Raw genomic sequence first — 25,015 nt, 5'->3', positions numbered from 1 at the left:
ATCAATCCTGATACGGATCTTTCATCAGAATGACGTCGTCGCGTTCGGGACTGGTGGAGACAAGCGCCACCGGCGTTTCGATGAGCTCCTCGATGCGGCGGACATATTTTACGGCTTCGGCCGGCAAATCGGCCCAGCTCCGCGCCTTTTCGGTGGAGCCTTTCCAGCCTTCCATGGTCTCGTAGACGGGCTCGGTCGCCGCTTGAATATGGGCGCCGGCGGGCAGGTAATCGTATTCCTCGCCGTTAATGCGATAGCCGACGCAGACCTTGATCTCGTCGAACCCGTCGAGCACGTCGAGTTTCGTCAGCGCAATGCCGTCGACGCCGGAGACTTTCAGGGACTGGCGCACGAGGCAGGCGTCGAACCAGCCGCAACGGCGCTGGCGCCCCGTCACCGTGCCGAATTCATGGCCGCGCTCGCCGAGGCGCTTGCCGGTGTCGTCGTGAAGTTCGGTGGGGAACGGCCCTTCGCCGACCCGCGTCGTATACGCCTTGACGATGCCCAGCACATAATGAACCGCGCGGGGCCCGAGGCCGGAGCCCGTCGCCGCCTGGCCCGCCACCGTGTTGGACGAGGTGACGTAAGGATAAGTGCCGTGATCGACGTCAAGCAAGACGCCTTGGGCGCCCTCGAAGAGAATGCGCTTGCCGGCCTTGTGCGCGGCGTCAAGCTCGCGCCAGACCGGCCTGGCGAATGGCGCGACCTTGGGCGCCAGCGCGCTTAACTGTTCGAAGAGCGCATCTGCATCCACATCCTCGACGCCGAAGCCGCGGCGCAGGGCGTTGTGATGAACGAGCAGGTTCTCGATCTTCGCCTTGAGGCTCGACAGGTCCGCAAGGTCGATGACGCGCAAGCCCCGGCGCCCGGCCTTGTCTTCATAAGCCGGGCCGATGCCGCGCTTGGTGGTGCCGATCTTGACGCCGGTCGCCGCGCCTTCGCGCAGGGCGTCGAGCTCCTGATGCACAGGCAGGATCAGCGTCGCGTTTTCCGCGATCATCAGCGTCTCAGGGCTGACCTCTACGCCTTGCGCGCGGATGCGGTCGATTTCGGCGAGCAGCGCGAAGGGATCGACGACGACGCCGGAGCCGATGACGCCGACGCAGCCCTTGCGCACAACGCCGGACGGCAGCAGCGACAGCTTGTAGACCGCCCCGTCGATGACCAGCGTATGGCCGGCGTTATGGCCGCCCTGGAAGCGCACCACCACATCGGCCCGCGCCGACAACCAGTCGACAATCTTGCCCTTGCCCTCGTCGCCCCATTGCGCGCCGACGACCGCGACATCCGCCATTCAAGCCTCCAAAATCGGGTAATTGCGGGCGCACCATAAGGCCTTTCAAGGCCCGGTCAATGCAACCCGCAAACCGGTCATTTCGGAACGGCCGGCGGCTTAAAACGCCAGCGCCGTCGCCTGGGTCACATGCGGGAGGGCGCGGACCTTTTCGAGCAGGTCGTCCGAAATCGGTTCGTCCACCGCCACGAGCGCGATGGCGCCGCCGCCGGAGTCCTCCCGGCCGAGATTGAAGGTGCCGATATTCATGCCCGCCTCGCCGAGCGCGCGCCCGAGAGCGCCGATAAAGCCCGGCTTGTCCTCATTGGTGGTGTAGAGCATGTGCGGCGAGAAAGACGCCTCCATGTCGACGCCCTTGATCTCGACAATGCGCGGCGCGCCGCCGAAGAGCGTGCCGGACACGGTGCGGGTCTGGGTTTCCGAGGTGATCTTGAGGCGGATGATGCTGTCGTAAGCGTCGGCGTCGTCGCGCACCGTCTCGGCGATGGAAACGCCGCGTTCGCGGGCGATCACCGGCGCATTGACGATGTTCACTTCCGACAGCATCGGCTTCAGAACGCCCGCCACAGCCGACGCGGTAAGCGGCTTCAGATTGAGTTCGGAAATGTCGCCTTCGTAAATCACCTCGATCTTTTTCAGCCCGGTGCGCGTCAGCTGGCCGGCGAAGGCGCCGAGCTTTTCGGCAAGCGCGATAAAGGGCTTCAGCCGCGGCGCCTCTTCGGCGGTCACCGACGGCGAGTTCAGGGAGTTCGAAACCGCGCCGCGCACAAGATAATCGGCCATCTGTTCGGCGATCTGGATCGCGACATTTTCCTGAGCCTCCTTGGTCGAGGCGCCGAGATGCGGCGTCGCCACGACTTTCGGATTGCCGAAAAGCGGGTGGTCGGTCGCGGGCTCGGTTTCGAAAACGTCGAGCGCCGCCCCGGCGATATGGCCTTCGTCGAGCATGTCTTTCAGGGCCTCTTCGTCGAGGAGGCCGCCGCGGGCGCAGTTGATGACGAAGGCGCCTTTCTTGAGCTTGGAGAGATTGTTGCGGCTCAGGATGTTGCGCGTCTGGTCGGTCAGGGGCGTGTGCACCGTGACGATGTCGGCGCGCGAAAGCAGCGTGTCGAGATCGGCCTTTTCAACGCCGAGCTTGATGGCGCGTTCTTCGGTGAGGAAGGGGTCGTAAGCGACGACGCGCATTTTCAGCCCGACGGCGCGGTCGGCGACGATGGAGCCGATATTGCCGCAGCCGATGACGCCGAGGGTCTTGCCGTAGACTTCCGTTCCCATGAAGGCCGATTTTTCCCACTTGCCCTGATGGGTGGAGGCGTTGGCCTGCGGGATAAGGCGGACCATGGAAAACATCATGGCGATGGCGTGCTCGGCGGTCGTGATGGCGTTGCCGTAAGGCGTGTTCATGACGACGACGCCCGCCGCGGTCGCGGCCGGGATGTCGATATTATCGACGCCGATGCCGGCGCGGCCGATAACTTTCAGCTTCTTGCCGGCCTCGATCACCGGCGCCATCGCCTTGGTGGCGGAGCGCACCGCGAGACCGTCATAGTCGCCGATGACGGAAAGCAACTTTTCCTTGTCCTTGCCGAGCGTCGGTTCATAGTCGACATCGACGCCGCGCTCCTTGAAAACGCGGACAGCCGTTTCGCTCAATTTATCGGATACGAGAACTTTGGGCATGGGGTTTTTTTCCTTTTTCACCCGCTCATCCCGGCGAAAGCCGGGATCTTCTCATACGAGAACACATGGGCGCCGGCCTCGCGCCGGCATGAGCGGGTTTAATCTGTTAACTGAGGGATTTCTTGGCTTCGGCGAAGGCCCAGTCGAGCCAGGGGCCGAGCGCCTTGATGTCAGCGGTCTCGACCGTGGCGCCGCACCAGATGCGAAGCCCCGGCGGCGCGTCGCGATAGCCGCCGATGTCGTAGGCCGCGCCTTCGGCGTCGAGCAGCTTTTCCATGGATTTCACGAAAGCGCGCTGTTCCGCCTCGTCGAGCCTGGCGATGTCGGGATCGACGATCTTCAGACAGACCGAGGTGTTGGAGCGGATCGCCGGGTCGGCGCACAGATGATCGAGCCAGTCCGCGCTTTCGACGAAATCGCCGAGCGCCGCGGCGTTTGCGTCGGCGCGGGCGCAAAGCGCCTTGAGCCCGCCGAGGCTTTCGGCCCATTTCAGCGCATCGAGATAATCCTCGACGCAGAGCATGGACGGCGTGTTGATGGTCGCGCCTTCGAAGATGCCTTCATTCAATTTGCCGGCCTTGGTGAGGCGGAAGATTTTCGGCAGCGGCCAGTCGGGCTTGTAGGTTTCAAGCCGTTCGACGGCGCGCGGGGAAAGGATCAGGACGCCATGGGCGCCTTCGCCGCCCAGCACTTTCTGCCAGGAATAAGTGACCACATCGAGCTTCGGCCAGTCGAGCTGTTGCGCGAAAACGCCTGAGGTCGCGTCGCAAATCGCGAGCCCTTCACGCTTGTCGCTGATCCAGTCGGCGCCGGGAACGCGCACGCCGGAGGTGGTGCCGTTCCAGGTGAAGACGACGTCATGCTTCGGATCGACGGCGGCGAGATCGGCGATTTCGCCATACGGCGCCTTCAACATGCGCGCATCGAGTTTCAGCTGTTTCACCGCATCGGTGACCCAGCCTTCGCCGAAACTTTCCCAGGCGAGCATGTCGACGGGGCGTTCGCCCAGCATCGACCACATGGCCATTTCCATGGCGCCGGTGTCCGACGCCGGCACAATGCCGATGCGGTAATCGTCCGGCACGCCGAGCAGCGCGCGGGTGCGCGCAATCGCTTCCTGAAGACGGGCTTTGCCGATCTTCGAACGGTGCGAGCGGCCGAGGGTGTCTGTTTGCAGGTTTTCCGCAGACCATCCGGGGCGCTTGGCGCAAGGGCCGGACGAAAAAGTAGCGCGCTGCGGGCGCGCAGACGGTTTCTGAGTCATGTTTTTACTCCCATCCTCTCAGATGGGTCGCGCCTCGTTGGGGAGGCGTGGCCCACGCATGGCATTGCATGGATGGGGCGCCGGCGTCAAATGGTAATATTTTACACCATGAAGAGGTTTTCTCTCTTGCGGGAAACCAGGAGGCCCGATAGCGCGGATCGTGAATGAACGGTAAACGCGCAATCCTTAAAACAGCGGGCCCCAAAGAAGCGGGCCTTTTCGACTGGACGCTGCTCGCCCTCATCGTCGCTTTCGGCGGTTCGTCCTTCGCTTTTATCAGGAAGGCGGTCGAGACCATGCCGCCCGCCGCCGTGGCTTCGGGGCGGCTATGGGTCGCGGCTGTCGTCGTTTACGCAATCTGCCGCGCGGGCGGACGGCGCCTGCCGCCCTTTTTTATCCGTAGCGGGAACAACTGGCGGGTGCGCCGGTCCTGGATCTGGATGATCGCCGTCGGCGCGAGCGGCAATGTTCTGCCATTTTATCTTTTTCCCTGGGCGCAACAGCATGTGGAGAGCGGGCTTGCGGGCGTTTACATGGCCTTCATGCCGATCTGGACCATCGCGCTCGCTTATTTCTTCGCAAACGAACATTTAAGCGGGCGCAAGCTCGCCGGATTCGCCCTCGGCTTTCTCGGCGTCCTCGTGCTGATGGGGCCCGAAGCGCTGAAGGGCGCCCTGACCAGCAGCTTTTGGGCGCAGACGGGGCTTTTGCTCGCGACCTTCCTTTATGGCGTCTCGGCGGTTTTATCGCGGCGCGCGCCGCCCATCGCCCCCCGCGTCTTCGCCTCGGGCATGCTGATCGTCGCGGCGATCCTCTCGGTTCCGGCGCTCTTTCTCGCCGATCTTCACCGCGAAGACTGGGCGCTATCGAGCCTCGGCAGCATCGTTTTTCTCGGCGTCTTCCCGACAGGCCTTAACGGGGTCCTGATCATCATGCTGATCCGGCGCGCCGGGGCGGGCTTCATGGCGCTGTCCAATTACATCACCCCGCTCTGGGCCGTGGCGGTCGGCGCTCTCGCCTATCATGAGCGGCTCGATGCACGCGTATTCCTCGCCCTTGCGATCATTCTCGCCGGCGTCGCCGTCACCCAGCGCGGGCCGTTCAGCAAAAAACGCGAACAAGGCCTCGAAGCAGGCGACGGCATCGCTGGCGAGCTTGAGCCGGTGATTGAAAAGGCGGACGCCAAAAGAACTCAAATGAAGATCTGACCTTTTTGCATGAAAACCGCGTCGCCGCCGATGCGCACCGACTGAACAGCGCCCCCTTCGACAGCGACGCTCGCCCGGATGCGGCTCGGCCGGCCCATTTCGAAGCCCTGTTCGATCACCCAGCGATGAACGCCGTCCGGGACAGTCTGGCTACGGACGATTTGCCCCGGAAAGCCCGCCGCGGCGCTGCCCGTCGCCGGGTCTTCCATGATGCCGGCGTCCGGCGCAAACATGCGCGCATGATAGTCGGCGTCCGCCGCCTCGCCGCCTTCGGCGTAAAGATAAACGCCGACCACATCCTCAAGCCCCAGCGCCGCCCAGGCCGCCGTGTTCGGCGTCGCCCGCCGGACCGCCTCCAGGGGCGCGCAGACATAAAGATAATCGACCCCGGCGCCGCAGAGGCGCGGCGCCTTCGCGCCCTGAAGGATCGCATCCGCCGGCAGGGAGAGCGCTGCCGCGATGTCTTCTATCCCCGGCGCCGCGCCGGTTTCCGCCGGCAGATTGGGATTTTCGAATTCGGCGAAGCCGCCTTCTTCCGAGGCATCCACCTCGACCGGAAAAACGCCGGTATTGAGCTCCAGCCTGACCTTGCCTTTCAGCCCCCGGGCGCGCGCGACCGCAATCGCCGTTCCGACGGTCGGATGGCCTGCGAAAGGCATTTCATAGCCCAGCGTGAAAATGCGAACTCTTGCCGTGTTATCGGGGTTTTCCGGCGGCAGGACGAACGTCGTTTCGGAGAGATTGAACTCACGCGTAATGGTCTGCATCTGCTCAGTGGAAAGACCGCGCGCATCCATCACCGCCGCAAGCTGATTGCCGGCGAATTTCTTGTCCGTGAAAACGTCGAGCGTGACAAAATCATAAGCGGTCATGAGCGCGGTCTCCTTTTCCTTGTTATCCGCACCCATATCGCCGGGGGCGGCGCCCCCGGCAAACGAAAAATCATCGCTGAAAGATTAGAAAGCCTCAACAGGCTAGATATTGCCGCACAAAGCTTCCTGCACGCCCATGGGCGTGCGCGACGAGGACCGGCCATTGCCCGAAAAATCGAACCCCACGCCGTGCACGGCGACCGTGTTCGGACCGCGTATGGTTCCCGTGGTCGGCTCCACATCGAACAAAATGACCTGACCCGTCCGCGGATCGGCGCGGTCATAGGACTTCTCGACGACGGTCGCCGGCTGGCCGGAAAATGTGTCGCTCCTGACCGTGGCGTCGGCGGGCTCCACATTGCTGATCGAGCCGCCCGTCACGACAGCGCGGGCCAGGCTGACGCCGCCGCTGTCGCCGACGGTCAGCATCAGGCGCGCCGGAAAATCCCGGCGCATGACATAAACATTCACGCCGAGGTCGGTCTGCGCGCCGCAGGTCAGGTCCACCGACAGCACTTCGTCCGCCTCCGTGCTGGCGATAATCTCGTTGCCGTCCCGCGGCACGCTGATCTTTACAGTTGGCGGCTGGGAATCATCGCCTGGAATCGTCGTCTCGCAAGCCGCGATCATCGCGGCGGCGCAACTCGTCAACAAAACATGCTTGAAGGTCATTCGCGTTTCTCCCCAGATTGCGAAGCCCCAAGCCTATCACTGGCAAAATGGCGCGTCCAAATTTTCGCCAAGCCGCTGGGATTTATGGCTTTATCGTATGGGCGTGATTGAGCGGCCCATGACCGCCGCCATATCCCGGGGCCGTTTCGATGGCCTTGTGCGTATAATCGACAGCGCGTTTGACGGCGGCGGGCAGCGCCATGCCCTGCGCCAGGCCCGTCGCAATCGCCGAGGCGAGCGTGCAACCCGTACCGTGCGTAGACGTCGTTTCGATGCGGCGGTTGGAATAGATGCGCTCGCCGCCTTCAAGCACGAGCGCGTCTTCCACCGTTTCGCCCGCCTTGTGTCCGCCCGTCACCAGCGCCGCGCCGGCGCCGGCGCGGCGCAACGCCCTGCCCGCCTCGATCATGTCGTCCTGCGTTTCAACGGTCTGACCGGTCAGCGCCGCCGCTTCATCCGTATTCGGCGTAACGACGAAAGAAAGCGGCAGGAGACGGTCACGGATAAACGCCGCGACGCCGTCTTTGGCGAGCGCGTCGCCGCTGGTCGCGACCAGCACCGGATCGAGGATGACGGGAACGGAAGGATGTTTTTTTAAGGCGTTTTCGATGACTTGCGCGGTTTCCACATCCCCGATCATGCCGATCTTGATGGCGTCGGCGCCGATATCCGTCATTACCGCCTCGATCTGCGCGGCGACGATTTCCGGCGCGACGCCATGCACGGCGGAAACGCCTTTGGTGTTCTGCACGGTGAGCGCGGCGATCGCCGTCGCCGCATAGCCGCCAAGCGCCGTCACGGTCTTGATGTCGGCCTGGATGCCGGCGCCGCCCGAAGGGTCCGATCCGGCGATGATAAGGACGCGGCCTTTCATAAACCTTCCCAATGTCGCCTTACGGTTTTCAAACATGCGCCCGAATTGCGCAATAGAGGCTACCGGGACGAACGCGAGAGAGACCATTTCATGAGCAATATGCTGATTTCAACCGGCCTTGTCTCTTGCCTGGCGGCGCTCGCCGTCCAGCTGTTTCCGGACGCCGCCTTCCGGCTCGGGGCCGATCCGGCGGCGTCCTGGCTGGTTTTCGGCTTCGGAATTTTCCTGATTGTGGCGGGGGGCCGTAACCTCCACGGGCGGACGGCGCGCGAAATAAGCCGATTGACAAGCCCCGCCGCCGGGCCTATTTGCGCGAGCATGGGTGAAGGCCCCCGCCGCTCGCGAGCGTTATAGCTTTTGGTGAAGTCCTTCGATTTTTTGCTTGGTTCAGCCCGCTTTCAAAGCCTGCGGACCGATGGCAATGCGAGCCCCATCAGTGATTTCCGCATGGCGAAAGACGAGGCTTGCCATGACCGATCCCTCTTTGCCGTCTCTGGACGCGCTCAAACGACAGGCGAAACGCCTGCGCGCCGGCCTTGATGAAGACGGCGATTTTCTCACCCACAGCGAAAGCCTGGAGCTGATCGCGAAGCAATATGGTTTCCGCGACTGGAACACGTTGCATGCGGCGGTCGGCAACCGGCCGCCTTTAAAGCGGTTCCAACTGGGCTCGCGCGTCAAAGGCCGCTATCTCGGCCAGACCTTCACCGGCGAGATCGTCGCGCTCCGAACCATGGCCGGCGACCATCTGCGCGTCATCATCAATTTCGACGAACCGGTGGATGTCGTCACCTTCGACAGCTTTTCCGCCTATCGCAGCCGGGTTTCGGCGATCATCAACCAAGAAGGCGTCACGGCGGAGAAAACCTCCGACGGCGCGGCGCAGCTGACGATGGAGGCGGTGTGATGACGCACGACAACAGCGAAACGCTCCGCCGTTTCATCGAGACGGTCTGGAATCGCGGCGACCTTTCAAATCTCGGCGACTTTGTCGGCGAGAGCTATGAAATCCGCCACGATCCGGGCGACCCCTGGGACGGAAAAACGCTGACCCGCGAAGGCTTTGCAGAGCGCGTGCGCGTCTCGCGCGCGCCCTGCCCGGACCAGGCCTTCGCCAGCGTCGACATGTTCGACGGCGGCGACAGGATCGCGATGACCTGGACCTGGCGGGCGACGCATCTGGGCGAAATCGCCGGCTTCGCCCCCACCGGCAAAACCATCAAGATGTCGGGCGCCACCGTTTATTTTTTCAAGGATGGAAAAATCTGCGGCCATTGGCAGATCGCCGACCGGCTTTCGGTTTTTCGCCAGCTTTCCGCGAGCGGATAAAGCGTCTTACGACGCTTTTTTAAACTGGACGTCGGTCAGCGACGCGGTCGAGCCGGTATTGTCGACAAGCCCGAGCTGCAAGGGCTCGCCCGTGCGCCGGCTGATGATGCCGGCGGCGCCCTTTTCCGTGAGGACATGTTTCTGGCCCCATTGCATCAGCGCCATCAGCGGCAAGGCGAGATCGACGCCTTTCTGGGTCAGCACATATTGGTGGCGCGTACGCTGGCCCTCTTGCTTATAGGCGCGCCGGCGCAACACCCCGCGCTCCACGAGCCGCTTCAGCCGGTTGGACAGAACCGTGCGCGGCATGCCGAGCGAGGTCTGCAGGTCATCGAACCGCGTGACGCCGTAAAGCGCGGAGCGGATGATGAGCAGCGTCCAGCGGTCGCCGACAACGTCGATCGCCGCGGCGAGCCCGCAATGCGCCAGCGGCGGCGCGCCGTCATGCGCGTCTGCGCTGTCTTTCGACTCTCCATTCGCAAAACCCATGAAAAGTTAATAAGACGATTTGCACAGCTTGCGCAATCGCCCCCCCGTCTCGCCCCGCCGCCCGCCTTCGCCCGCTCGCGCCGTTCACAAAGAGTTGCGCGGCGGACGGGACCATGGCGGCTTTTGGACCTGAAATCGCGCCAATCTCGCCCCATTCCGCCGCCATCTTGAGGCTTACCGGCATCCGGCTGGGGCAAGCACGGAGAGCGACATGAAAAAATTTCTGAAACCGTTGATCGCCGGCGGGCTCGCCATTTCGGCGTTGGGCTTCGGGGCGGCTTCGGCCGCGCACAGGCCCGATCCCTGCCGGATCGACCACGACCACCGCAGCCACGCCGCGAATTATTACAACTATTATGCGGCGGACAAATATTACCGCGCCGGCGCGTATCGGCCGTCGGGCGTCACTTTCTCGATCCGCTTTGGCGATCACGATTACGACCGCCGCAGCCGTCATCACGACCGCTATGACCGTTACGACGATCGCGGCCGCCGCAACGGTTATCGCGGCGCGCATCGCGGCCGGGGCGGCGGACGCCTCGTCAACCGCGAGGTTTACGATACGCGCTATCGCGCCCGCATCGTCTTGAGCGAACGGGTGGTCCGCACCCGCCGCGGCCCGCGCCTTATCTGCACCGTCGACGCGCGCGGACCCCAAGCCCGTTATGTGCCGAACCGGCGCCTGCACCGGATCGCGCGCCGGGAATGTTCGCGCCGGGCCGACATCCGCGTTCTCACCTAAACAGGGGCGCGCGCTGAAGCGCCTGGAGCCCGCCGGCATGCGTATCTTGCCGGCGGGCTTTTATATGCCCGCAACAGCGTCCGCCGCCGCTTCCTTCAAAAGCCGCAAGGGCGCATTCGCTTTCGTCAGGACGCGCAGGCCGAAATAAACGGCGATCAGGCTCGCCGCTTTTTCCTCGCACGCTTTTGGATCGCGTTTATAGCGCGGCGCATCGGCGAGCCCCGCCCGGAAGATCTTTTCAATGCGGCGCATGGCGGCGGCGACCCGCTCCGTCGTCTCCTTATCCTGCTGGCCCTGGTCGGCGGCTGCATTGCACAGAAAGCAACCCGACCGCTCGCCTTTCGCAGCCAGCCCTAAAACGCCGTCAAAAAGTCTGCGGAACCGCTCTTGCGCCGTTCCCTCGCCGGTCAGCACGGCTTCGGTTTCGGCCGCCGCAATTTCCTCATAACGCACGAGCGCGGCGAGATACATCGCCCGCTTGTCCGGAAAGACGCGATAAAGGCTCTGTTTGTTCAGCCCGGTCTCCGCCTCGATGTCCTGCATCGAGGCGCCTTCAAAGCCCTCGCGCCAGAAGACGCCCATCATCGCGTCCAGCGCCTCGTCAATGTCGAACTCCCGCAAACGCGCCATCGACCGATCCTCTCACGCTATCGTTACCGAATAGTCCGGTTTCAATTATTGACCAAACGGTCCGTAATTACATATGGAGCAGGCGTCCGGGCGACAAGACCGGGGGCAAGAGAACAAAACCCAACCGATTGCAACAAACCAGGAGAAACCCGATGTCCCGCCTTACCCAGATTTCAGACAACGCCGCTTCCGCCGACGCCGCCAATCTCTTCACCGCCATCAAGTCGAAAGTCGGCATGGTTCCGAATCTTTACCGCGTCATGGCGCATGAGCCGGCCGTGCTCGCCGCCGCGCTCAATTTCAATGACACGCTCGGCGAAGGCTCGTTCACCCCGGAAACCCGCGAGGCGCTGGCGCTCGCCGTCGCCGGCGCAAACGCCTGCGATTACTGCGCTTCGGCTCACTCGGCGATTTCAAAAAGCATCAAAGTGGACGAGGCGGAAATCGCCGCGCGCCTTCAAGGCCGGTCGTCCGATCCCAAACTGAATGCGATTCTCAAATTCGCCGTCGCCGTCGTGGACAAGCGCGGCCTCGTCTCGGACGCGGATCTTTCCGACGCCCGCAATGCAGGGCTCAGCGAAGGCGAGATCGTGGAAACCGTCGCGGTCGCGGTCGCCAATATTCTCACCAATTACATCAATCACGTCGCTCAAACGGATATCGATTTCCCCGTGGTGCGCACGCAGGAAGCTGCGTAACCTGGGGGCGTGGAAACGGCCGGGCTCCCCGCGCCCGGCCGTTTTTTCAGATTCGGGGAGCTTAAGCCGCCGCTTCGACAGCGGCGCAGATATCGTCCACCACCGCCTGCACAAGCGGGCCGTTTTCGCCCTCGCCCATGACCCGGATTAAAGGTTCGGTGCCGGATTTGCGGATGACGAGACGGCCTTTCTCGCCGAATTTGTCCTCGCCCGCCTTGATCGCAAGCTTGACCCCTTCGGCCTCCAGAGGATCGCCGCCCTTATACCGGACATTCTTGAGGATTTGCGGGAACGGGTCGAAACAATTGCAGACCTCGCTGACCTTGCGGCCTTCGGCGACCACCACGGCAAGGACCTGCAGCGCCGTGACGAGCCCATCGCCCGTCGTGCCGTAATCGGACAGGACCACATGGCCCGACGGCTCGCCGCCGACATTGGCGCCGCTCGCGCGCATCTCCTCGACGACGTAACGGTCGCCGACTTTGGTGCGCCTCAAGGACAAGCCCTGGCCTTCGAGAAATTTATGGAGGCCCATATTGGCCATCACGGTGGAGACGACGCCGCCGCCTTTCAGATCGCCGCTCTTGTTCCAGGCGCGCGCGATCAGCGCCAGGATCTGGTCGCCGTCCACAAGCCGGCCCCGTTCATCCGCAATGATGACCCGGTCCGCGTCGCCGTCGAGCGCAATGCCGATATCGGCGCGATATTCGAGCACCGCCTCCTGCATTTTCTTCGGCGCCGTCGATCCCACATTCTGGTTGATGTTAAAGCCGTTGGGTTCGACCCCGATCTCCTTCACTTCCGCGCCGAGCTCCCAGAGCACGGTGGGCGCGACCTTGTAACCGGCGCCGTTCGCGCAATCGATGACGACGCGCACGCCGTCGAGCGAGCAGCGCCGCGGGAAAGCGGCCTTTGCAAATTCGATATAACGCGCGCGCGCATCGTCGACGCGTTTCACCCGGCCGAGATCGGCCGAGCCCGCAAGCCCCGCATCGGGGCCTTCCTTCATCAGCCGCTCGATTTCGAGCTCGGTTTCGTCGGAAAGCTTGAACCCGTCGGGCCCGAAAAATTTAACGCCGTTGTCTTCATAAGGATTGTGCGAGGCGGAGATCATCACCCCGAGATCGGCGCGCAGGGACCGCGTCAGCATCGCCATGGCCGGCGTCGGCAAAGGCCCCAGCAAAAACACATCCATGCCCGAAGCGGCGAAACCGGCCGTCAGCGCCGGCTCGATCATATAGCCGGACAGGCGCGTGTCCTTGCCGATCACCACGCGATGGCGGTGCGCGCCGTTTTTGAACACCCGCCCCACGGCGAGGCCGAGCGCCAGGATGTTGTCCGGCGTCATCGCGCCCGCATTGGCGAGGCCGCGCACGCCGTCCGTTCCGAAAATTTCCCGCTTGCCGGTCATCTGGTCGTCGCCCCGCATGGGCCATGAGCTCCCTGGTCTTCGCCCCGATCCTAGCATAAGGGCTTGATCAATGCCTTAACGGGAAAATTGAGGATTTTCTATGGCGTTAGCGACGGTTAACGCCTGCCTTGTGGCGGCGGCGTCATGCACCCGGAAAATGGAGACGCCCTGACGCAGCCCCGCCAGCGCCGCCGCCAGCGAGCCGCCGAGACGGCTCTCGGCGGGGCTCTTCCTGTCGAGGGCGGCGATGAAGCGCTTCCTCGACGCGCCGAGGAGGACCGGCCGGCCGAGCGCGCAGAACCGATCCAGATTGCCGAGCAGGAGAAGATTGTGCTCGAGCGTCTTGCCGAACCCGATCCCCGGATCGGTAATGATGCGGCGCTCGTCTATGCCGGCCTTGACGCAAGCCTCGATGCGGGCCGCGAGATAGGCGTAAACCTCCTCCACCACATCGTCATAGTACGGATCTTTCTGCATGGTTTTCGGATCGCCCTGCGCGTGCATCAAAACAACGTCGCAGGAGAGCGCCGCCGCGGTTTCAAGACTGTCCGGCGCGAAAGAAAGCGCCGTGACATCGTTCCAGATCGACGCGCCGGCCTGCACCGCCGCTTTGGCGACATCCGGCTTTCGCGTGTCGATGGAAATGACGGCGTCCGCGCCTTCGCGGACCAGCCCTTCGATCACCGGAACGGTTCTGGCGATTTCATCCTCGACGGCGACGAGATCGGCGCCGGGCCGCGTCGACTCCCCGCCAATGTCGAGAATGTCGGCGCCTTCTTCCGCAAGCTTCAGCCCGTGCGCGAGCGCGGCTTGCGCGTCGAGAAACTGTCCGCCATCCGAAAAGGAGTCCGGCGTCGCATTAACGACGCCCATGATCCGCCAGGCCTTCATCGCCTCTCCTTTCAACACGGCGCGATTAAACGCCGTTTCGCCGCACCGCTTGATGCGGTTTTATGGGCTTTCCGCTAAGCTCCCGCAATGGCGAGCCTTTTAAAACCTAGCGGCGTTGACGCCCCGGATCATGCGCTGGGCCAGTACCGCGCGTGGAAAATTGCGGACGGGCCTGAAGCACCCGCCGATCTCGCCTGGATCAGCGCCGCCGGCGCCGGCGCGCCCTGCGCGCACCGGCTTCTCCCCCATGGCGAGCCGAGCCTTGCACTCTTGCGCCGGCGAACCCTTGACGGCGAGGTCAGCGAATTGCGGGTCGTTGTCTGCGGCCCCTATTACAAGGCGAAGCAGTATCGCCCTTCGCCGCGGGAAGAGCTCATCGCCGTCCGGTTAAAGCCGGAAGTCTCCGCCGCCCTCTTCGGGATCGCGCCTGCCGATTATTCGAATGCCGCTATTGCAAACGCGCCTCCGGTCCTGACGGACGCCTGCGCGCGCACGCTGCGGCTTGGCGAAACCGCCGATGCTTTTTCCGTCCTCGATGCGCTGAAAGACGATGTGCAGCGCTTCACGCAAGGACGCGCCTTTAAGAACGGACCCGAAAGCAGGGCCGCCGAAACAATGCGCAAGACGGAGGGGCGGATTCGCCTGCGCGAGATTGCAGGCGCGCTCGGGGTCAGCGAGCGCCATTTGCGCCGCCGCTTCGCCGATCATGTCGGCTGCGCGCCCAAGGCTTACGCCCGTTATTTGCAGATCACCGCCGCCGCGCTCGCCGCCGAAAGACATGCGGCGCCCGACTGGGCGAACATCGCCGCCGGCGCCGGTTTTCACGACCAGGCGCACATGATCAACGCCTTCAAAGCGGAAACCGGGCTGACCCCCACGGCGTTTCACGCCGAACGGCGCGCCCTGCTTTAACCCGGCCTTGTCCGCTTTTTGCAATACCGCGCCCGCGCAATAGGCCAAGCTGGCTTCCCACCTTCATGCGGAGCCAGCAATGCGATTAACGCCTGCAACTCTTTTCCTCTCCCTGACGCCTGTCTGCGCATGCGCGCAAAGCGGAAGCGCGCCGGAAACCCTCGATTTCGACGGCAAGACCTGGCGCGTGACCGCCCAGGAAGCCCGCGCCGAAACGTATAATGGCCGCGAGATTCTTGTCCTTAAAGGCGGGCGCGTCTGGCTCGACGACATTGCGTTCAAGGACGGCGTCATCGAATTCGACGCCGCTTACGACGAGGTTCAGGGCTTTATCGGCCCTCTCTGGCGCGCCGAAAGCGACCGGCGTTTCGAAGAAATCTATTTCCGCTCTCACCTCAATGAAAAGCCCGATGCGGTGCAGTACACGCCCGTCGAAAACGGCAATTCCGCCTGGCAGATTTTCTCCGATGAAAACGCCATCGCGCCCGTGTCGCAAAATTACGATGACTGGAACCATGTGAAAGTCGTCGTCAAAGGCGACAAGGCGGATTTCTATTTCAACGGCGATGAGCCCGCCCTGCATGTGCCGGACCTCAAAACCGATGTGAAATCCGGCTATGTGGGCTTGCGCGTCACGGGGGCCGCAACCGTCCGGTTTTCGAACATCGTCTTCCGCCCCTTGCGCAAAGGCGAAAAGATCGTCGGCGAAGCGAAAGAAACGGCCCCCTTGCCGGAAGGGCTGATCAAAAAATGGTCCGTTTCGTCGGTCTTTCCCGAAGCGGAAATCGCCGATGCGCTGACGCTGCGCCCTTCCGCCGGCGCCGACCTTTCCTGGGCGCCGCTCGCGGTCGAAACCAACGGAATCGCTAATATCTCAAGACTGCACGAACGGCTGCCGGGCGCCGATTCAACGGTCTTTATTCGCCTCACCATCAATTCCGATGCGGCGCAGATGAAAGAACTGCGCTTCGGTTATTCCGACCGTGTACGGATTTATCTCAACGGCAAGCGCGTTTATTTCGGCGACGCCGGCTGGGCGGTGCGCGATTACCGCTTTCTCGGCACGGTCGGCTTTTTCGACATCGCCGGTCTTGATCTTAAACAGGGCGACAATGAACTGATGATCGCCGTGTCGGAAACCTTCGGCGGCTGGGCCTTTGCGGGCGCGATCGCAGACCAAAACGGCATCGGCTTTTAAAAGAATAGCCGCCGGCGCATACGCGCTGGCGGCTATGAAAGGCGGCGTCCGCACCCCCAAGCGCGGACGCCGTTCTATTTTATCGGCTAGGCCCCTTGCGGGCTCGGCTCCATGCCGCCGGTTCCGTCGTCGTCTTTCTTTTTGCCGCCGGCGGGGGCGCCGGTGTTCGGCACCGATGAGGGCGGCGTGTGATCTTTCGGATCGTAAGGGTCTTCGCGGACAATGGTTTCGCCATTAAGGAGCTTTTGAATCTCCTCGCCGGTCAGCGTTTCAAACTCGAGCAGCGCCTGCGCCAGCCGCTCCCAGTCATCGCGGCGGTCGGTCAGCACCTGTCTCGCCTTTTCATAGCCTTCGGTGACGAAACGCTTGATTTCGTCCTCGATGAGCTTCGCCGTCTCGGTGGAGATCGACTTGTTCCGCGCAATCGACTGGCCGAGGAAAACCTCGCCCTCGTCTTCGGAATAGGCGATGGGGCCGAGTTTTTCGGAAAGGCCGTATTGGGTGACCATGGCGCGCGCGATTTTGGTCGCATGATCGATGTCGGAGGAGGCGCCGGAAGTCACTTTCTCCCGGCCGAATTTCAGCTCTTCGGCGACGCGCCCGCCCATGGCCATGGCGATGCGCGCGGTCATCTGCTGCAGGGTCATGGAATAGCGGTCGCGTTCGGGCAGCGACTGCACCATGCCGAGCGCCCGGCCGCGAGGAATGATGGTGGCCTTGTGCACGGGGTCGTTGCCCTCAACACAGATCGACACCATGGCGTGGCCCGCCTCGTGATAGGCGGTGAGCTTTTTCTCGTCCTCGGTCATCACCATGGAGCGGCGCTCCGCGCCCATCATGACCTTGTCCTTGGAATCGTCGAATTCCTTCGCCGTGACGAAGCGTTTGCCGCGCCGCGCGGCGAGGAGCGCCGCCTCATTGACGAGATTGGCGAGATCGGCGCCGGAGAAACCCGGCGTGCCGCGCGCGATAGTGCGGATGTTCACATCGGGCGCCAGCGGGACTTTCTTGGCGTGGACGTTCAGGATTTTTTCGCGGCCCGCCACATCCGGGTTCGGCACCACGACCTGACGGTCGAAGCGGCCCGGACGCAACAGCGCCGGATCGAGCACGTCGGGACGGTTGGTGGCGGCGATGAGAATGATGCCTTCATTCGCCTCGAAACCGTCCATCTCGACGAGAAGCTGGTTCAGGGTCTGCTCGCGTTCGTCATTGCCGCCGCCGAGCCCGGCGCCGCGGTGACGGCCCACCGCATCGATCTCGTCGATGAAGATGATGCAGGGCGCGTTCTTTTTCGCCTGATCGAACATGTCGCGCACGCGGCTCGCGCCGACGCCGACAAACATTTCGACAAAGTCGGAGCCCGAGATGGTGAAGAACGGCACGTTCGCTTCGCCGGCGATGGCGCGGGCGAGCAGCGTCTTGCCGGTGCCCGGCGGGCCCACAAGCAGCGCGCCTTTCGGGATCTTGCCGCCGAGGCGCTGGAACTTCATCGGGTCTTTCAGATATTCGACGATTTCCTCGAGCTCTTCTTTCGCCTCGTCGATGCCGGCGACATCATCGAAAGTGACGCGGCCCTGACGCTCGGTCAAAAGCTTCGCCTTGGACTTGCCGAAGCCCATGGCCTTGCCGCCCGCGCCTTGCATCTGACGCATGATGAACAGGAAGAAGGCGAGGAAGATTAAAAGCGGCAGAATATTGATCAGAAGCGAGAGCAGGAGCGGCAGCTCTTCTTCTTTCTGGATTTCGGTGTCGACGCCCGCCGCATCGAGCTTGTCGGCGATGGTGATCTGGCCGTCTTCGGGGATGGTGGTGACATAGGCGCTGCCGTCGGCGAGCTCGCCGGTGACCTCGCCCTTGGACACCGCGGCGGTGCTGATGCCGCCAGCGTCCACCCGCTGGATGAAATCCGAATATTTAAGCTGGGTCTGTTGCGGGCCGGGGGTCGAAAACTCGAACAATTGCAGGGCCACCACGAAAAAGACGATGACAAGGCCCCAGATAAGTAGATTGCGTCCGTTCATTCGATCCCGTTCCTTTCGTCGCCCGCCCTTCCGGCGGCGCGCCGATCCGCACTGAATTAGAGCTTATTAGATAGGCGTTAAGAAATGCCAGCGCCATGATAAATGGCGCAAAACCCGCCAAATCTAATAAAACCTAACAATTCCGCCCATATAGCGTTCCTTGGCCAGCGACGTTGCGGCGGCGCCCGCCGTCTTTGGCCCTTTGCCCATAAATGGGAGCGACGGCGCGCCAATCAATACGCCGCGCTGATAAAGCCCCGGCAGGGCGGAGAGCCCTTCCGCCGGCCCCCTGAAAAGCCCCGCCCGGGCCCCGAGAAATTCCGGCGCCGCTGTGCCGAGGGGCGCGATTTCGAGCCCTTCAGACTCTCCCCGGACCGAGATGATGAAACGGCGGTCCCATAAGAGCGCGCCTTCAAGCGGTTCGGGCGACGCCGCAGCCTGGCCGGCGCGGCCGAGGAGCGCCGCCGGCTCTCTCAAGAACCAGAGCCGGCCCTTAAAAAGACGGATGAGCGCGCCGCCAAGCGCGCCCCCGCCCGTCTCGGCGGCGTTCTCCACCGCGTCTGCGGCGGCCTCCTCATCGGGCGCAAACTCGCCGCCGCCCGCCGCATGAATGAGCCGCCGGGCGAGACCGGCGGACCCGGGCGCATCACCCCGCCAGCGATCGAGCGAGACGCCGCCCCAGCCGTAAAAACAGCCGCCGAAACGATCGAAGAGCGCGTCTTCCTCGCCCGCCAGCCGGTCTGCGGCTTTCGCGGCTTTTGCGGCCGTCTCTGCAAGCGCGGCCCCCGTCAACAGATCCTGTTCGCCAAGCGCCGCCAAGACCGCGCGCACGCGCACCCGCTCGAAGGTTGGGTCCAGATTAGACGGGTCGTCGACAAAGTCCTGTCCGATAGCCCCAAGCCATTGCGTGATGTTTTCGCGCGAAAAAGAAAGCAGCGGGCGCAACAGGCGGATCGGCGCGCCGGCGCCGCTCGCCGCGAGGGTTTCTTCGCGCATGGCGGCGAGACCGTTTGTCCCCGCGCCCCGGGAAAGCCGCATGAAAAGCGTTTCCGCTTGATCGTCCAACGTGTGCGCCGTCACCAGCGCTTCGCAGCCGTCCGCCTGCGCCGCCTCGATCATGAGGCGATAGCGCGCCTTGCGCGCCGCCGCCTGAACGCCGCTTGCGGGCTTGTCGCCCGTCCATTTTAAAATGCGATGCGCGGCGCCGGCTGCGCGCGCCCAGCCGGCGGCTTGTTGCGCTTCCCGCCCCGCTTCGGCCCGCAGCCCGTGATCGACCGTATAGGCGAAAAGCGCGAGCCCTTTGCGCCGCGCATAGTCCGCGCAAAGCTGCAAAAGCGCGACGGAATCGCGCCCGCCCGACAGGGCGAGCGCCAGTTTTTTCGGGGGGACCAGCGCATCGAGCCGCGCGGCGAAAGCCTCCGGCGTCAGCGCGTTCTGCGTCGCCAATTACTTGCAGTCGATGCGCGCCATTTCGAGATTGGCGCGCTGCAGGACCGGCGAAGATGCATTCGGATGTTTCGACTTCATGGTCTTGAACACCGTGCAGGCTTCCTTGGTCTTATCGAGCCGCGCGAAAGCCGTGCCGAGCTTCAGATAGGCTTCGGCCGAACGCGGGTCGTTCGGATAATTGCGGATATGGGCGATGAAGGCGTCGGCGGCGGCCGCGTTTTCACCCAGCGCCAGATGAATTTCACCGAGGCGGAATTGCGCATCCGCCGTACGCGGATGATTGGGGAACGCCTCCACATACATGGTGAAGGCCGCTTTGGCGCGGGCGTAGTCGCCGGCGAGCAGGAAGCTGGAGGCGTAATCGAACGCCGCATTGGGATCGAGCGGCAGCGAGACGTCGTCCGGCGCCGCCTGTTCAGACGATTGCGCGATCTGTTTGCCGATGGGGTCCTCGCCGCCTTCTTCAGCATCCGAACCGGGCACGAGCGACACAGGCCCCCCGCCGGGACCGCTCGCCCCGGCGCCGCTGTAATCGCCTGGCGGCGTATAATTGGCGTCGCCCGCAAGAACCGCGCTCACCGCATCGAGGCGCTGATTGGCGAGATCGAGCCTGTAGCTCAACTCTTCGACCTGGCCGGTCAGTTGCTGGATCTGCCGCTCGAGCTGGGAGATTTTCACCGTGGTCTGCGATTGCGCCGCCAGCGCCTGCTCGGCCGCAGCAAGGCGCGCCTGCAGATCGCGAATGTCGTCTTTCGTGCCGGCGCTCGCGGGCCCGGCGACGAAAAGCGCGGCGCAGAGCGCCAGCAGCCCAGTTTTTAAACCAGCTCCGATCGAAGTCATGATCTTACCTCAAACCCAAAACAGCAGCGTATTCACTATGCCACGAAAACAAGGCGAAAAAACGTTTCTGCGGCCAAATTACAAAAAGAAAGGCGCGCCGGCGTAACGGCGCGCCCCCATTTCTTCGCCTGACGGCGCCGCCAACGCGCTTACGCGCCGGTGGACGTGATCGTCGTCGTGGCGTTCCGGTTCAGCGACCAGGCCGCTTCCGTCGACCGCGGGTCGATCGGGCGTTCCTTGCCGTAGGACACCGTGGTGATGCGCGCGGCGTCGACGCCGAGGCTCACGAGATAGGATTTTGCGGCTTCGGCCCGGCGGGCGCCGAGCGCGAGGTTGTATTCGCGGGTGCCGCGTTCGTCGCAATTGCCGGCGACGAGAATACGGGTTTCCGGATATTCTTTCAGCCAGGCCGCCTGCTTGGCGAGCGTCGACTGCGCTTCCGGCGTCAGGGTGTACTGATCAAACGCGAAAAACACGCGATGACCGGCGGACTGTTCGAGATCGGCCTGGGTGCCCGGAACCGGGCCCGAGGGGCCGGTGTCGACCATGGTGTCGGCGCTATCGGTCGTGTCGACGTCAGGTCCAGTCGATGCACAGGCGGAAATCAGCGCCAGCGAGGCGAAAATTCCAGCCACTTTCAAAAATTTGTTCATTCTTCAGCTCCACTTCCCCAGTCACCGGTTTCAACCGCTGGGCTTTTTGATCCGGCCCGGCGAGCGCGCCCCCGCCCCTAAGCCACATTTCACACAATGCCGCACGCTATTGTGGCGCATACTTGCAACGGAAGGTTTAAGTCCCCCGCATTACAATTCAGTGTCGGTCAAAGGATAAAATTTAACCAACATCTGAATCGTAGCGAGACCCGCGCCAGCAATCAAGAACGCCCGTTCCGGCGCGAAAATGAATTTTCGGTTACGATTGACCAGAAAAACCTCCCGATTCGAACGAGTTAAGGCAAAAGCGGCGACCAGGCGGGGTCCGATGCGTCGCCGGGCGTTTTGATCCGTCTGAGATTTCTGCCGGTCAGATCAACCGACCAGAGCTGGGTTTGCCCGCCCGAGCCGTCGCGCCGGGTCGGCGTCTGGCGATAGAACATGATGACCCGGCCATTGGGCGACCAGGTCGGCCCTTCCTCCAGATAGCTTTCCGTCAGGAGACGTTCGCCCGATCCGTCGGGGCGGATGACGCCGATATAAAAGCGCCCGTTATATTGCCGCGTGAAAGCGATGAGATCGCCGCGCGGCGACCAGACCGGCGTCTGATAGCGGCCTTGGCCGAAGGTGATGCGCTTCTGGTTCGTGCCGTTGGCGTTCATCGTATAGATCTGCTGGGTGCCGCCGCGGTCCGAGGTAAAGGCGACGCGCCTTCCGTCCGGCGACATGGTCGGCGAGACGTCGATCGCCGGATTGTCGGTGAGGCGCGTTAAGCGCCGCGTCGACAGATCCATGATGAAGATGTCGGAATTGCCGTTCCGCTCCATCGACATCAAAACTTCGCGCCCGTCCGGCGAGAAACGCGGCGCGAAGGTCATGCCGCGGAAATTGCCGAGCTGTTCCTGTTCGCCGGTTTCGATGTTGAAGAGATAAACCTGGCCCGGCCGGTTGTCGAAAAGGGCCATATAGGTGATCTGCTGCTGCGTCGGCGAAAAGCGCGGCGTCAGCACCTGATAGTTGAGCCCGTCGGTCAGGGGAATCGGATTGGCGCCGTCCTGATCCATGATCATCAGGCGCTTCACGCGATTCTCCTTCGGCCCGGTCTCATGCACGAAAACGACGCGCGTATCGAAATAGCCGCTCTCGCCGGTGAGCGTTTTATAAACGAAATCCGCAACCTTGTGCGCGGCGCGCCGCCAGTTGTCGGCGGGCGTTTTAAAAGCGACGGCGCCGAGCTGTTCGTCGGAATAGACGTCCCAGACGCGGGTCGAAACCTGGATGCGTCCGTCGGAGAGCTCCTGCACCTCGCCGACGATCAGAACCTGCGCCTTGATCAGGCGCCAGTCGGCGAAACGCGGGCGTTCATTGACGCTTTCGGGTTTCTGGATATAGGCGCGCTGGTCGATCACCTGGAACAGGCCCGACCGGTCGAGATCGTTCATGATGACGCCGGTGATGTCGCGCCCGAGCCCCATGGTCTGATCGTCCGCGCCGATGAAATCCGGCGCCGCGACGGGCATCGGATCGACATTGCCTTGCGTGATGTCGATGGTCGCGCGCTGCGCGAAAGCCGGCGAGACAAAGACCCCGACGGCGATCAGGAGGATGGTCAAAAACTTTTTCATATCGCTGCTCTCTTTCAGGCCCCCTGAAAACTGTTCGCCCAAATTTTGTTCAACGCGCATTTCGACGAAAACCCGCTTTACACGTTTCCGGCATGCGCGTCAGCGCCCAACCATGTCGGATGGACTGAAATTAAAGCGGAATTCCTTCCACGTCTCGTAACGCTCCGGCGGCAGAAAATCATAAGGCGCGCATTTGACCACCGCGCTCACCGCCTCGCGCTGCGCCACCCGCCAGAAGCGATTTCCCGATAGATTGATTTGCAGCTCGTTCACCACCCTCGGAGGCGAGGAGAGCGTGCCGTCGCGGTTCAATTCAAAATCGATGACGACGAGAAGCCTTTCGGGCTCCGGCGCGCCGATGATCGCGCTCGCATTCCAGCACCCGGCCATGGCCGCTTTCAGCTTGGCTTCGTCGCTGGCGGTGAGACGGTCGCCGGCGCCGATGGCCGGGCGCGCCTTGTCCGCCTGTTCCGTCGTCTGCGAGGGCGCTTCGCGCGATTGCTGCGCCTGCTCGGTCTCGCGCTCCTTGTCGATCAGTTTCGACAGGGCGTCGAGATCAAGCTCGTCGTTTTTGGGCTCCGGCTTCACGCTCGGCGTTTCCTTAGGCGGCTCGGGTTTAGGCTCCGGCTCAGGCTTTACCGGCTCGGGTTCGGGCTCCGGCTCCTCTGCGACCGGCTCCGGCTCAGGTTCCGGTTCGGAGACCGGCTCGGAAGCCTCCTCCGCCGGGGCCGGCTCGTCTTCCTCAACAGGTTCGGGCAGATCCGGTTCCGGCTCTTCTTCCTCGACGGGTTCGGGCGCGGCGGCCGGCACGCTGGTTTTGAGATCGAGCTCAGCCTCCTCGATAAGCTCGAGGGGAATGTAAGGCTCCGGCGCCACATCGGGCAGCTTGCGCAAGGACGGCAGCCAGACAAGCCCGCCAAAAATAATGGCGAGGTGAAACAGCACCGATGCGAAGAGGCCAAAACGCATGAACCTTACGGGCCCTGATTACAAAACGTCCGTATGCGTTATTCCATTTCCGGATCGGTTACGAGACCGATGCGGCGGAACCCCGCGGCGTTGATGCGGCCCATGACGCGGACAATATCGCCATAGGCGCGGTTCTGGTCGCCGCGAATGAAAATGCGCTGGTCGTAGCCGGCCGTCGCCACCGCCTCGAGATGCGCGACGAGGTTTTCGTATTCCACCGGCGTTTCCTGCACATAGATCACGCCGTCGGCGGAGATGGTCACCGTCAGGGGCTCGCCCTGGTCCTGGATCGGGTTGGCCGACGTTTCGGGAAGATCGACGGCGACGCCGACAGTCAGCAAGGGCGCGGCGACCATGAAAACGATAAGCAGCACGAGCATGACGTCGACAAGCGGCGTCACATTGATTTCCGCCATGGGCTTTGTATGGCCGGGGCGATGGCGCCCGCCGCCGGTGTTGAGATTGACGGCCATCAGCGCGCCCTCTCGTCAAGCTGGCGCGACAGGATCGTGGAGAATTCGTCGGCGAAGCCTTGCAGGCGCACGGCGAAGGAATTGAGGGCTGCGGAATACCGGTTGTAACCCACCACCGCCGGGATCGCGGCGAGAAGGCCAAGCGCCGTGGCGAACAGCGCCTCGGCGATGCCGGGCGCGACGACGGCGAGGTTCGTGTCTTTGGTGAGCGCGATCGCCTGAAAAGCGTTCATGATGCCCCAGACCGTGCCGAGCAGGCCGACAAACGGCGCCGCCGAGCCGACCGTGGCGAGAACGCCGAGATCCTTTTCCGCCTTTTCCAGTTCGCGCGAAACGGAAACGTTCAAAATCTTGTCGAGCCGATCGCGCGCGCCGACGACGAGACTGTCGGTGCGGCCGGTCGATTTCGTCTGGCCCCATTCCTCCATGGCGGCGGCGAAGACCCGCGCCATGGGATGATCCTGCTTGTCGCGGATCTTGCGGTAAAGCTCGTCGAGCGGCTTGCCGGACCAGAACTGGTCTTCGAACTTGTTCGATTTCGACTTGATGCGGCTGAAGGTGATCGACTTGTTGAAGATCACCGCCCATGACCAGACCGAGGCGATGACGAGAATGCCCATCACCGTTTTCACCACCGGGTCCGCGCGCAGGAACAGGCTCCAGAGGCTGAAATCGCCCCCTACTCCGGCTGCAGCGCTTACGACTTCTGTTTCCATTGCTTACCTTATCCCTCAAGCCGCCCGCTTCACTGAGCGGGACATACAGAATTCTCCGCCGCTTTCCCCATTAAGTCCCGGGAAATCGGCGCAAACCGCCCT

26 protein-coding genes are annotated in these 25,015 nt (G+C 63.1%); 8 read left to right on the top strand and 18 right to left on the bottom strand.

Annotated elements, in window-relative coordinates; genetic code table 11:
• Window position 1: 1 nt before the first annotated feature.
• From CW354_RS10260 to CW354_RS10250, 3 genes are all read right to left on the bottom strand, one after another.
• Window positions 2–1,294, bottom strand: coding sequence for an adenylosuccinate synthase (locus tag CW354_RS10260; protein ID WP_104829896.1), 1,293 nt, complete (start codon window positions 1,292–1,294; stop codon window positions 2–4).
• Window positions 1,295–1,393: 99 nt separating this feature from the next.
• Window positions 1,394–2,974, bottom strand: a complete 1,581-nt coding sequence (gene serA / locus CW354_RS10255) for a phosphoglycerate dehydrogenase (protein ID WP_104830092.1) — start codon at window positions 2,972–2,974, stop codon at window positions 1,394–1,396.
• Between the two features lie 106 nt (window positions 2,975–3,080).
• Complete coding sequence (locus CW354_RS10250; protein WP_104829895.1) at window positions 3,081–4,238, bottom strand: phosphoserine transaminase; 1,158 nt, start codon at window positions 4,236–4,238, stop codon at window positions 3,081–3,083.
• Window positions 4,239–4,402: 164 nt separating this feature from the next.
• Here CW354_RS10250 and CW354_RS10245 point away from each other — a divergent pair, with 164 nt between their 5' ends.
• On the top strand, window positions 4,403–5,446 hold the full coding sequence (locus tag CW354_RS10245) for a DMT family transporter (RefSeq protein ID WP_104829894.1): 1,044 nt from the start codon (window positions 4,403–4,405) through the stop codon (window positions 5,444–5,446).
• Here the strand turns inward: CW354_RS10245 and CW354_RS10240 are convergent.
• From CW354_RS10240 to thiD, 3 genes are all read right to left on the bottom strand, one after another.
• The gene (locus CW354_RS10240; RefSeq protein WP_104829893.1) at window positions 5,431–6,318 is read right to left on the bottom strand and encodes a PhzF family phenazine biosynthesis protein; all 888 of its coding nucleotides are present in this window, start codon (window positions 6,316–6,318) and stop codon (window positions 5,431–5,433) included. The genes CW354_RS10245 and CW354_RS10240 overlap by 16 nt on opposite strands.
• Before the next feature lie 102 nt (window positions 6,319–6,420).
• Entirely contained in the window at window positions 6,421–6,990 is a 570-nt protein-coding gene (locus tag CW354_RS10235) for a hypothetical protein (RefSeq protein ID WP_104829892.1), read from the bottom strand.
• An 82-nt stretch (window positions 6,991–7,072) separates the two neighbouring features.
• Window positions 7,073–7,864: a bifunctional hydroxymethylpyrimidine kinase/phosphomethylpyrimidine kinase gene (gene thiD / locus CW354_RS10230; protein WP_104829891.1), complete on the bottom strand. Its 792-nt coding sequence runs from the start codon at window positions 7,862–7,864 to the stop codon at window positions 7,073–7,075.
• A 90-nt stretch (window positions 7,865–7,954) separates the two neighbouring features.
• Here thiD and CW354_RS10225 point away from each other — a divergent pair, with 90 nt between their 5' ends.
• The 3 genes from CW354_RS10225 to CW354_RS10215 all read left to right on the top strand — a co-directional run bounded on the left by CW354_RS10225 (window position 7,955) and on the right by CW354_RS10215 (window position 9,193).
• On the top strand, window positions 7,955–8,218 hold the full coding sequence (locus CW354_RS10225) for a hypothetical protein (RefSeq protein WP_133162266.1): 264 nt from the start codon (window positions 7,955–7,957) through the stop codon (window positions 8,216–8,218).
• Window positions 8,219–8,333: 115 nt separating this feature from the next.
• Window positions 8,334–8,771, top strand: coding sequence for a glyoxalase superfamily protein (locus CW354_RS10220; protein WP_104829889.1), 438 nt, complete (start codon window positions 8,334–8,336; stop codon window positions 8,769–8,771).
• A complete protein-coding gene (locus CW354_RS10215) occupies window positions 8,771–9,193 on the top strand; it encodes an ester cyclase (RefSeq protein ID WP_104829888.1) in 423 nt (140 codons plus the stop codon). The genes CW354_RS10220 and CW354_RS10215 overlap by 1 nt, the downstream gene beginning before the upstream one ends.
• 6 nt (window positions 9,194–9,199) lie before the next feature.
• Here the strand turns inward: CW354_RS10215 and CW354_RS10210 are convergent, their stop codons facing one another.
• Window positions 9,200–9,682 (bottom strand): winged helix-turn-helix transcriptional regulator, encoded by a 483-nt coding sequence (locus tag CW354_RS10210; protein WP_104829887.1) that lies wholly within the window; start codon window positions 9,680–9,682, stop codon window positions 9,200–9,202.
• A gap of 211 nt (window positions 9,683–9,893) precedes the next feature.
• Between CW354_RS10210 and CW354_RS10205 the strand changes: the two genes are divergently transcribed.
• Complete coding sequence (locus tag CW354_RS10205) at window positions 9,894–10,424, top strand: hypothetical protein (protein ID WP_104829886.1); 531 nt, start codon at window positions 9,894–9,896, stop codon at window positions 10,422–10,424.
• Between the two features lie 60 nt (window positions 10,425–10,484).
• Here the strand turns inward: CW354_RS10205 and CW354_RS10200 are convergent, their stop codons facing one another.
• The gene (locus CW354_RS10200) at window positions 10,485–11,054 is read right to left on the bottom strand and encodes a TetR/AcrR family transcriptional regulator (protein ID WP_104829885.1); all 570 of its coding nucleotides are present in this window, start codon (window positions 11,052–11,054) and stop codon (window positions 10,485–10,487) included.
• Between the two features lie 152 nt (window positions 11,055–11,206).
• Between CW354_RS10200 and CW354_RS10195 the strand changes: the two genes are divergently transcribed.
• Entirely contained in the window at window positions 11,207–11,752 is a 546-nt protein-coding gene (locus CW354_RS10195) for a carboxymuconolactone decarboxylase family protein (RefSeq protein WP_104829884.1), read from the top strand.
• A gap of 61 nt (window positions 11,753–11,813) precedes the next feature.
• On the opposite strand, the gene glmM is transcribed toward CW354_RS10195, so the two are convergent.
• Both glmM and folP read right to left on the bottom strand, forming a co-directional pair.
• Complete coding sequence (gene glmM, locus CW354_RS10190) at window positions 11,814–13,181, bottom strand: phosphoglucosamine mutase (RefSeq protein WP_104829883.1); 1,368 nt, start codon at window positions 13,179–13,181, stop codon at window positions 11,814–11,816.
• Window positions 13,182–13,238: 57 nt separating this feature from the next.
• Window positions 13,239–14,054, bottom strand: coding sequence for a dihydropteroate synthase (gene folP / locus CW354_RS10185; RefSeq protein ID WP_207764735.1), 816 nt, complete (start codon window positions 14,052–14,054; stop codon window positions 13,239–13,241).
• Between the two features lie 87 nt (window positions 14,055–14,141).
• Here folP and CW354_RS10180 point away from each other — a divergent pair, with 87 nt between their 5' ends.
• A complete protein-coding gene (locus CW354_RS10180; RefSeq protein ID WP_104829882.1) occupies window positions 14,142–14,966 on the top strand; it encodes a helix-turn-helix domain-containing protein in 825 nt (274 codons plus the stop codon).
• Between the two features lie 79 nt (window positions 14,967–15,045).
• Window positions 15,046–16,164, top strand: coding sequence for a 3-keto-alpha-glucoside-1,2-lyase-like domain-containing protein (locus tag CW354_RS10175; protein WP_104829881.1), 1,119 nt, complete (start codon window positions 15,046–15,048; stop codon window positions 16,162–16,164).
• Between the two features lie 86 nt (window positions 16,165–16,250).
• Here the strand turns inward: CW354_RS10175 and ftsH are convergent, their stop codons facing one another.
• The 8 genes from ftsH to tolQ form a co-directional block, all read right to left on the bottom strand.
• A complete protein-coding gene (ftsH, locus tag CW354_RS10170; protein ID WP_104829880.1) occupies window positions 16,251–18,188 on the bottom strand; it encodes an ATP-dependent zinc metalloprotease FtsH in 1,938 nt (645 codons plus the stop codon).
• A 123-nt stretch (window positions 18,189–18,311) separates the two neighbouring features.
• Window positions 18,312–19,634, bottom strand: a complete 1,323-nt coding sequence (gene tilS / locus CW354_RS10165) for a tRNA lysidine(34) synthetase TilS (RefSeq protein ID WP_104829879.1) — start codon at window positions 19,632–19,634, stop codon at window positions 18,312–18,314.
• Complete coding sequence (gene ybgF / locus CW354_RS10160; protein ID WP_104829878.1) at window positions 19,635–20,477, bottom strand: tol-pal system protein YbgF; 843 nt, start codon at window positions 20,475–20,477, stop codon at window positions 19,635–19,637.
• A 149-nt stretch (window positions 20,478–20,626) separates the two neighbouring features.
• Window positions 20,627–21,130 (bottom strand): peptidoglycan-associated lipoprotein Pal, encoded by a 504-nt coding sequence (pal, locus tag CW354_RS10155; RefSeq protein WP_104829877.1) that lies wholly within the window; start codon window positions 21,128–21,130, stop codon window positions 20,627–20,629.
• 296 nt (window positions 21,131–21,426) lie between these two features.
• Window positions 21,427–22,755 (bottom strand): Tol-Pal system beta propeller repeat protein TolB, encoded by a 1,329-nt coding sequence (gene tolB / locus CW354_RS10150; protein ID WP_104830090.1) that lies wholly within the window; start codon window positions 22,753–22,755, stop codon window positions 21,427–21,429.
• Between the two features lie 99 nt (window positions 22,756–22,854).
• The gene (locus tag CW354_RS10145; protein ID WP_104829876.1) at window positions 22,855–23,724 is read right to left on the bottom strand and encodes a hypothetical protein; all 870 of its coding nucleotides are present in this window, start codon (window positions 23,722–23,724) and stop codon (window positions 22,855–22,857) included.
• A gap of 38 nt (window positions 23,725–23,762) precedes the next feature.
• The gene (tolR, locus tag CW354_RS10140; RefSeq protein ID WP_104829875.1) at window positions 23,763–24,197 is read right to left on the bottom strand and encodes a protein TolR; all 435 of its coding nucleotides are present in this window, start codon (window positions 24,195–24,197) and stop codon (window positions 23,763–23,765) included.
• Window positions 24,197–24,913 carry a protein TolQ gene (tolQ, locus tag CW354_RS10135; protein WP_104829874.1) on the bottom strand — a complete coding sequence of 239 codons (717 nt, stop codon included), beginning with the start codon at window positions 24,911–24,913 and terminating at the stop codon, window positions 24,197–24,199. Before tolQ ends, tolR begins: the two co-directional genes overlap by 1 nt.
• Window positions 24,914–25,015 lie beyond the last annotated feature (102 nt).

Origin of the sequence: Hyphococcus luteus (assembly GCF_002943565.1) — a bacterium.
Classification (GTDB): domain Bacteria; phylum Pseudomonadota; class Alphaproteobacteria; order Caulobacterales; family Parvularculaceae; genus Hyphococcus; species Hyphococcus luteus.
This window is presented reverse-complemented; position numbering and strand designations above follow the sequence as displayed.

Excerpts from the sequence above, each read along its gene's own strand:
- thiD (WP_104829891.1), bottom strand. The coding sequence starts at position 7,864 with ATGAAAGGCCGCGTCCTTATCATCGCCGGATCGGACCCTTCGGGCGGC.
- glmM (WP_104829883.1), bottom strand. The coding sequence starts at position 13,181 with ATGCGGGGCGACGACCAGATGACCGGCAAGCGGGAAATTTTCGGAACG.
- CW354_RS10180 (WP_104829882.1), top strand. The coding sequence starts at position 14,142 with ATGGCGAGCCTTTTAAAACCTAGCGGCGTTGACGCCCCGGATCATGCG.
- CW354_RS10220 (WP_104829889.1), top strand. The coding sequence starts at position 8,334 with ATGACCGATCCCTCTTTGCCGTCTCTGGACGCGCTCAAACGACAGGCG.
- ybgF (WP_104829878.1), bottom strand. The coding sequence starts at position 20,477 with ATGACTTCGATCGGAGCTGGTTTAAAAACTGGGCTGCTGGCGCTCTGC.
- CW354_RS10195 (WP_104829884.1), top strand. The coding sequence starts at position 11,207 with ATGTCCCGCCTTACCCAGATTTCAGACAACGCCGCTTCCGCCGACGCC.
- CW354_RS10225 (WP_133162266.1), top strand. The coding sequence starts at position 7,955 with ATGAGCAATATGCTGATTTCAACCGGCCTTGTCTCTTGCCTGGCGGCG.
- CW354_RS10260 (WP_104829896.1), bottom strand. The coding sequence starts at position 1,294 with ATGGCGGATGTCGCGGTCGTCGGCGCGCAATGGGGCGACGAGGGCAAG.
- CW354_RS10235 (WP_104829892.1), bottom strand. The coding sequence starts at position 6,990 with ATGACCTTCAAGCATGTTTTGTTGACGAGTTGCGCCGCCGCGATGATC.
- serA (WP_104830092.1), bottom strand. The coding sequence starts at position 2,974 with ATGCCCAAAGTTCTCGTATCCGATAAATTGAGCGAAACGGCTGTCCGC.
- CW354_RS10200 (WP_104829885.1), bottom strand. The coding sequence starts at position 11,054 with ATGGCGCGTTTGCGGGAGTTCGACATTGACGAGGCGCTGGACGCGATG.
- CW354_RS10250 (WP_104829895.1), bottom strand. The coding sequence starts at position 4,238 with ATGACTCAGAAACCGTCTGCGCGCCCGCAGCGCGCTACTTTTTCGTCC.
- tolR (WP_104829875.1), bottom strand. The coding sequence starts at position 24,197 with ATGGCCGTCAATCTCAACACCGGCGGCGGGCGCCATCGCCCCGGCCAT.
- CW354_RS10205 (WP_104829886.1), top strand. The coding sequence starts at position 9,894 with ATGAAAAAATTTCTGAAACCGTTGATCGCCGGCGGGCTCGCCATTTCG.
- CW354_RS10245 (WP_104829894.1), top strand. The coding sequence starts at position 4,403 with ATGAACGGTAAACGCGCAATCCTTAAAACAGCGGGCCCCAAAGAAGCG.
- CW354_RS10175 (WP_104829881.1), top strand. The coding sequence starts at position 15,046 with ATGCGATTAACGCCTGCAACTCTTTTCCTCTCCCTGACGCCTGTCTGC.
- tolQ (WP_104829874.1), bottom strand. The coding sequence starts at position 24,913 with ATGGAAACAGAAGTCGTAAGCGCTGCAGCCGGAGTAGGGGGCGATTTC.
- tolB (WP_104830090.1), bottom strand. The coding sequence starts at position 22,755 with ATGAAAAAGTTTTTGACCATCCTCCTGATCGCCGTCGGGGTCTTTGTC.
- CW354_RS10215 (WP_104829888.1), top strand. The coding sequence starts at position 8,771 with ATGACGCACGACAACAGCGAAACGCTCCGCCGTTTCATCGAGACGGTC.
- folP (WP_207764735.1), bottom strand. The coding sequence starts at position 14,054 with ATGAAGGCCTGGCGGATCATGGGCGTCGTTAATGCGACGCCGGACTCC.
- ftsH (WP_104829880.1), bottom strand. The coding sequence starts at position 18,188 with ATGAACGGACGCAATCTACTTATCTGGGGCCTTGTCATCGTCTTTTTC.
- pal (WP_104829877.1), bottom strand. The coding sequence starts at position 21,130 with ATGAACAAATTTTTGAAAGTGGCTGGAATTTTCGCCTCGCTGGCGCTG.
- CW354_RS10145 (WP_104829876.1), bottom strand. The coding sequence starts at position 23,724 with ATGCGTTTTGGCCTCTTCGCATCGGTGCTGTTTCACCTCGCCATTATT.
- CW354_RS10240 (WP_104829893.1), bottom strand. The coding sequence starts at position 6,318 with ATGACCGCTTATGATTTTGTCACGCTCGACGTTTTCACGGACAAGAAA.
- CW354_RS10210 (WP_104829887.1), bottom strand. The coding sequence starts at position 9,682 with ATGGGTTTTGCGAATGGAGAGTCGAAAGACAGCGCAGACGCGCATGAC.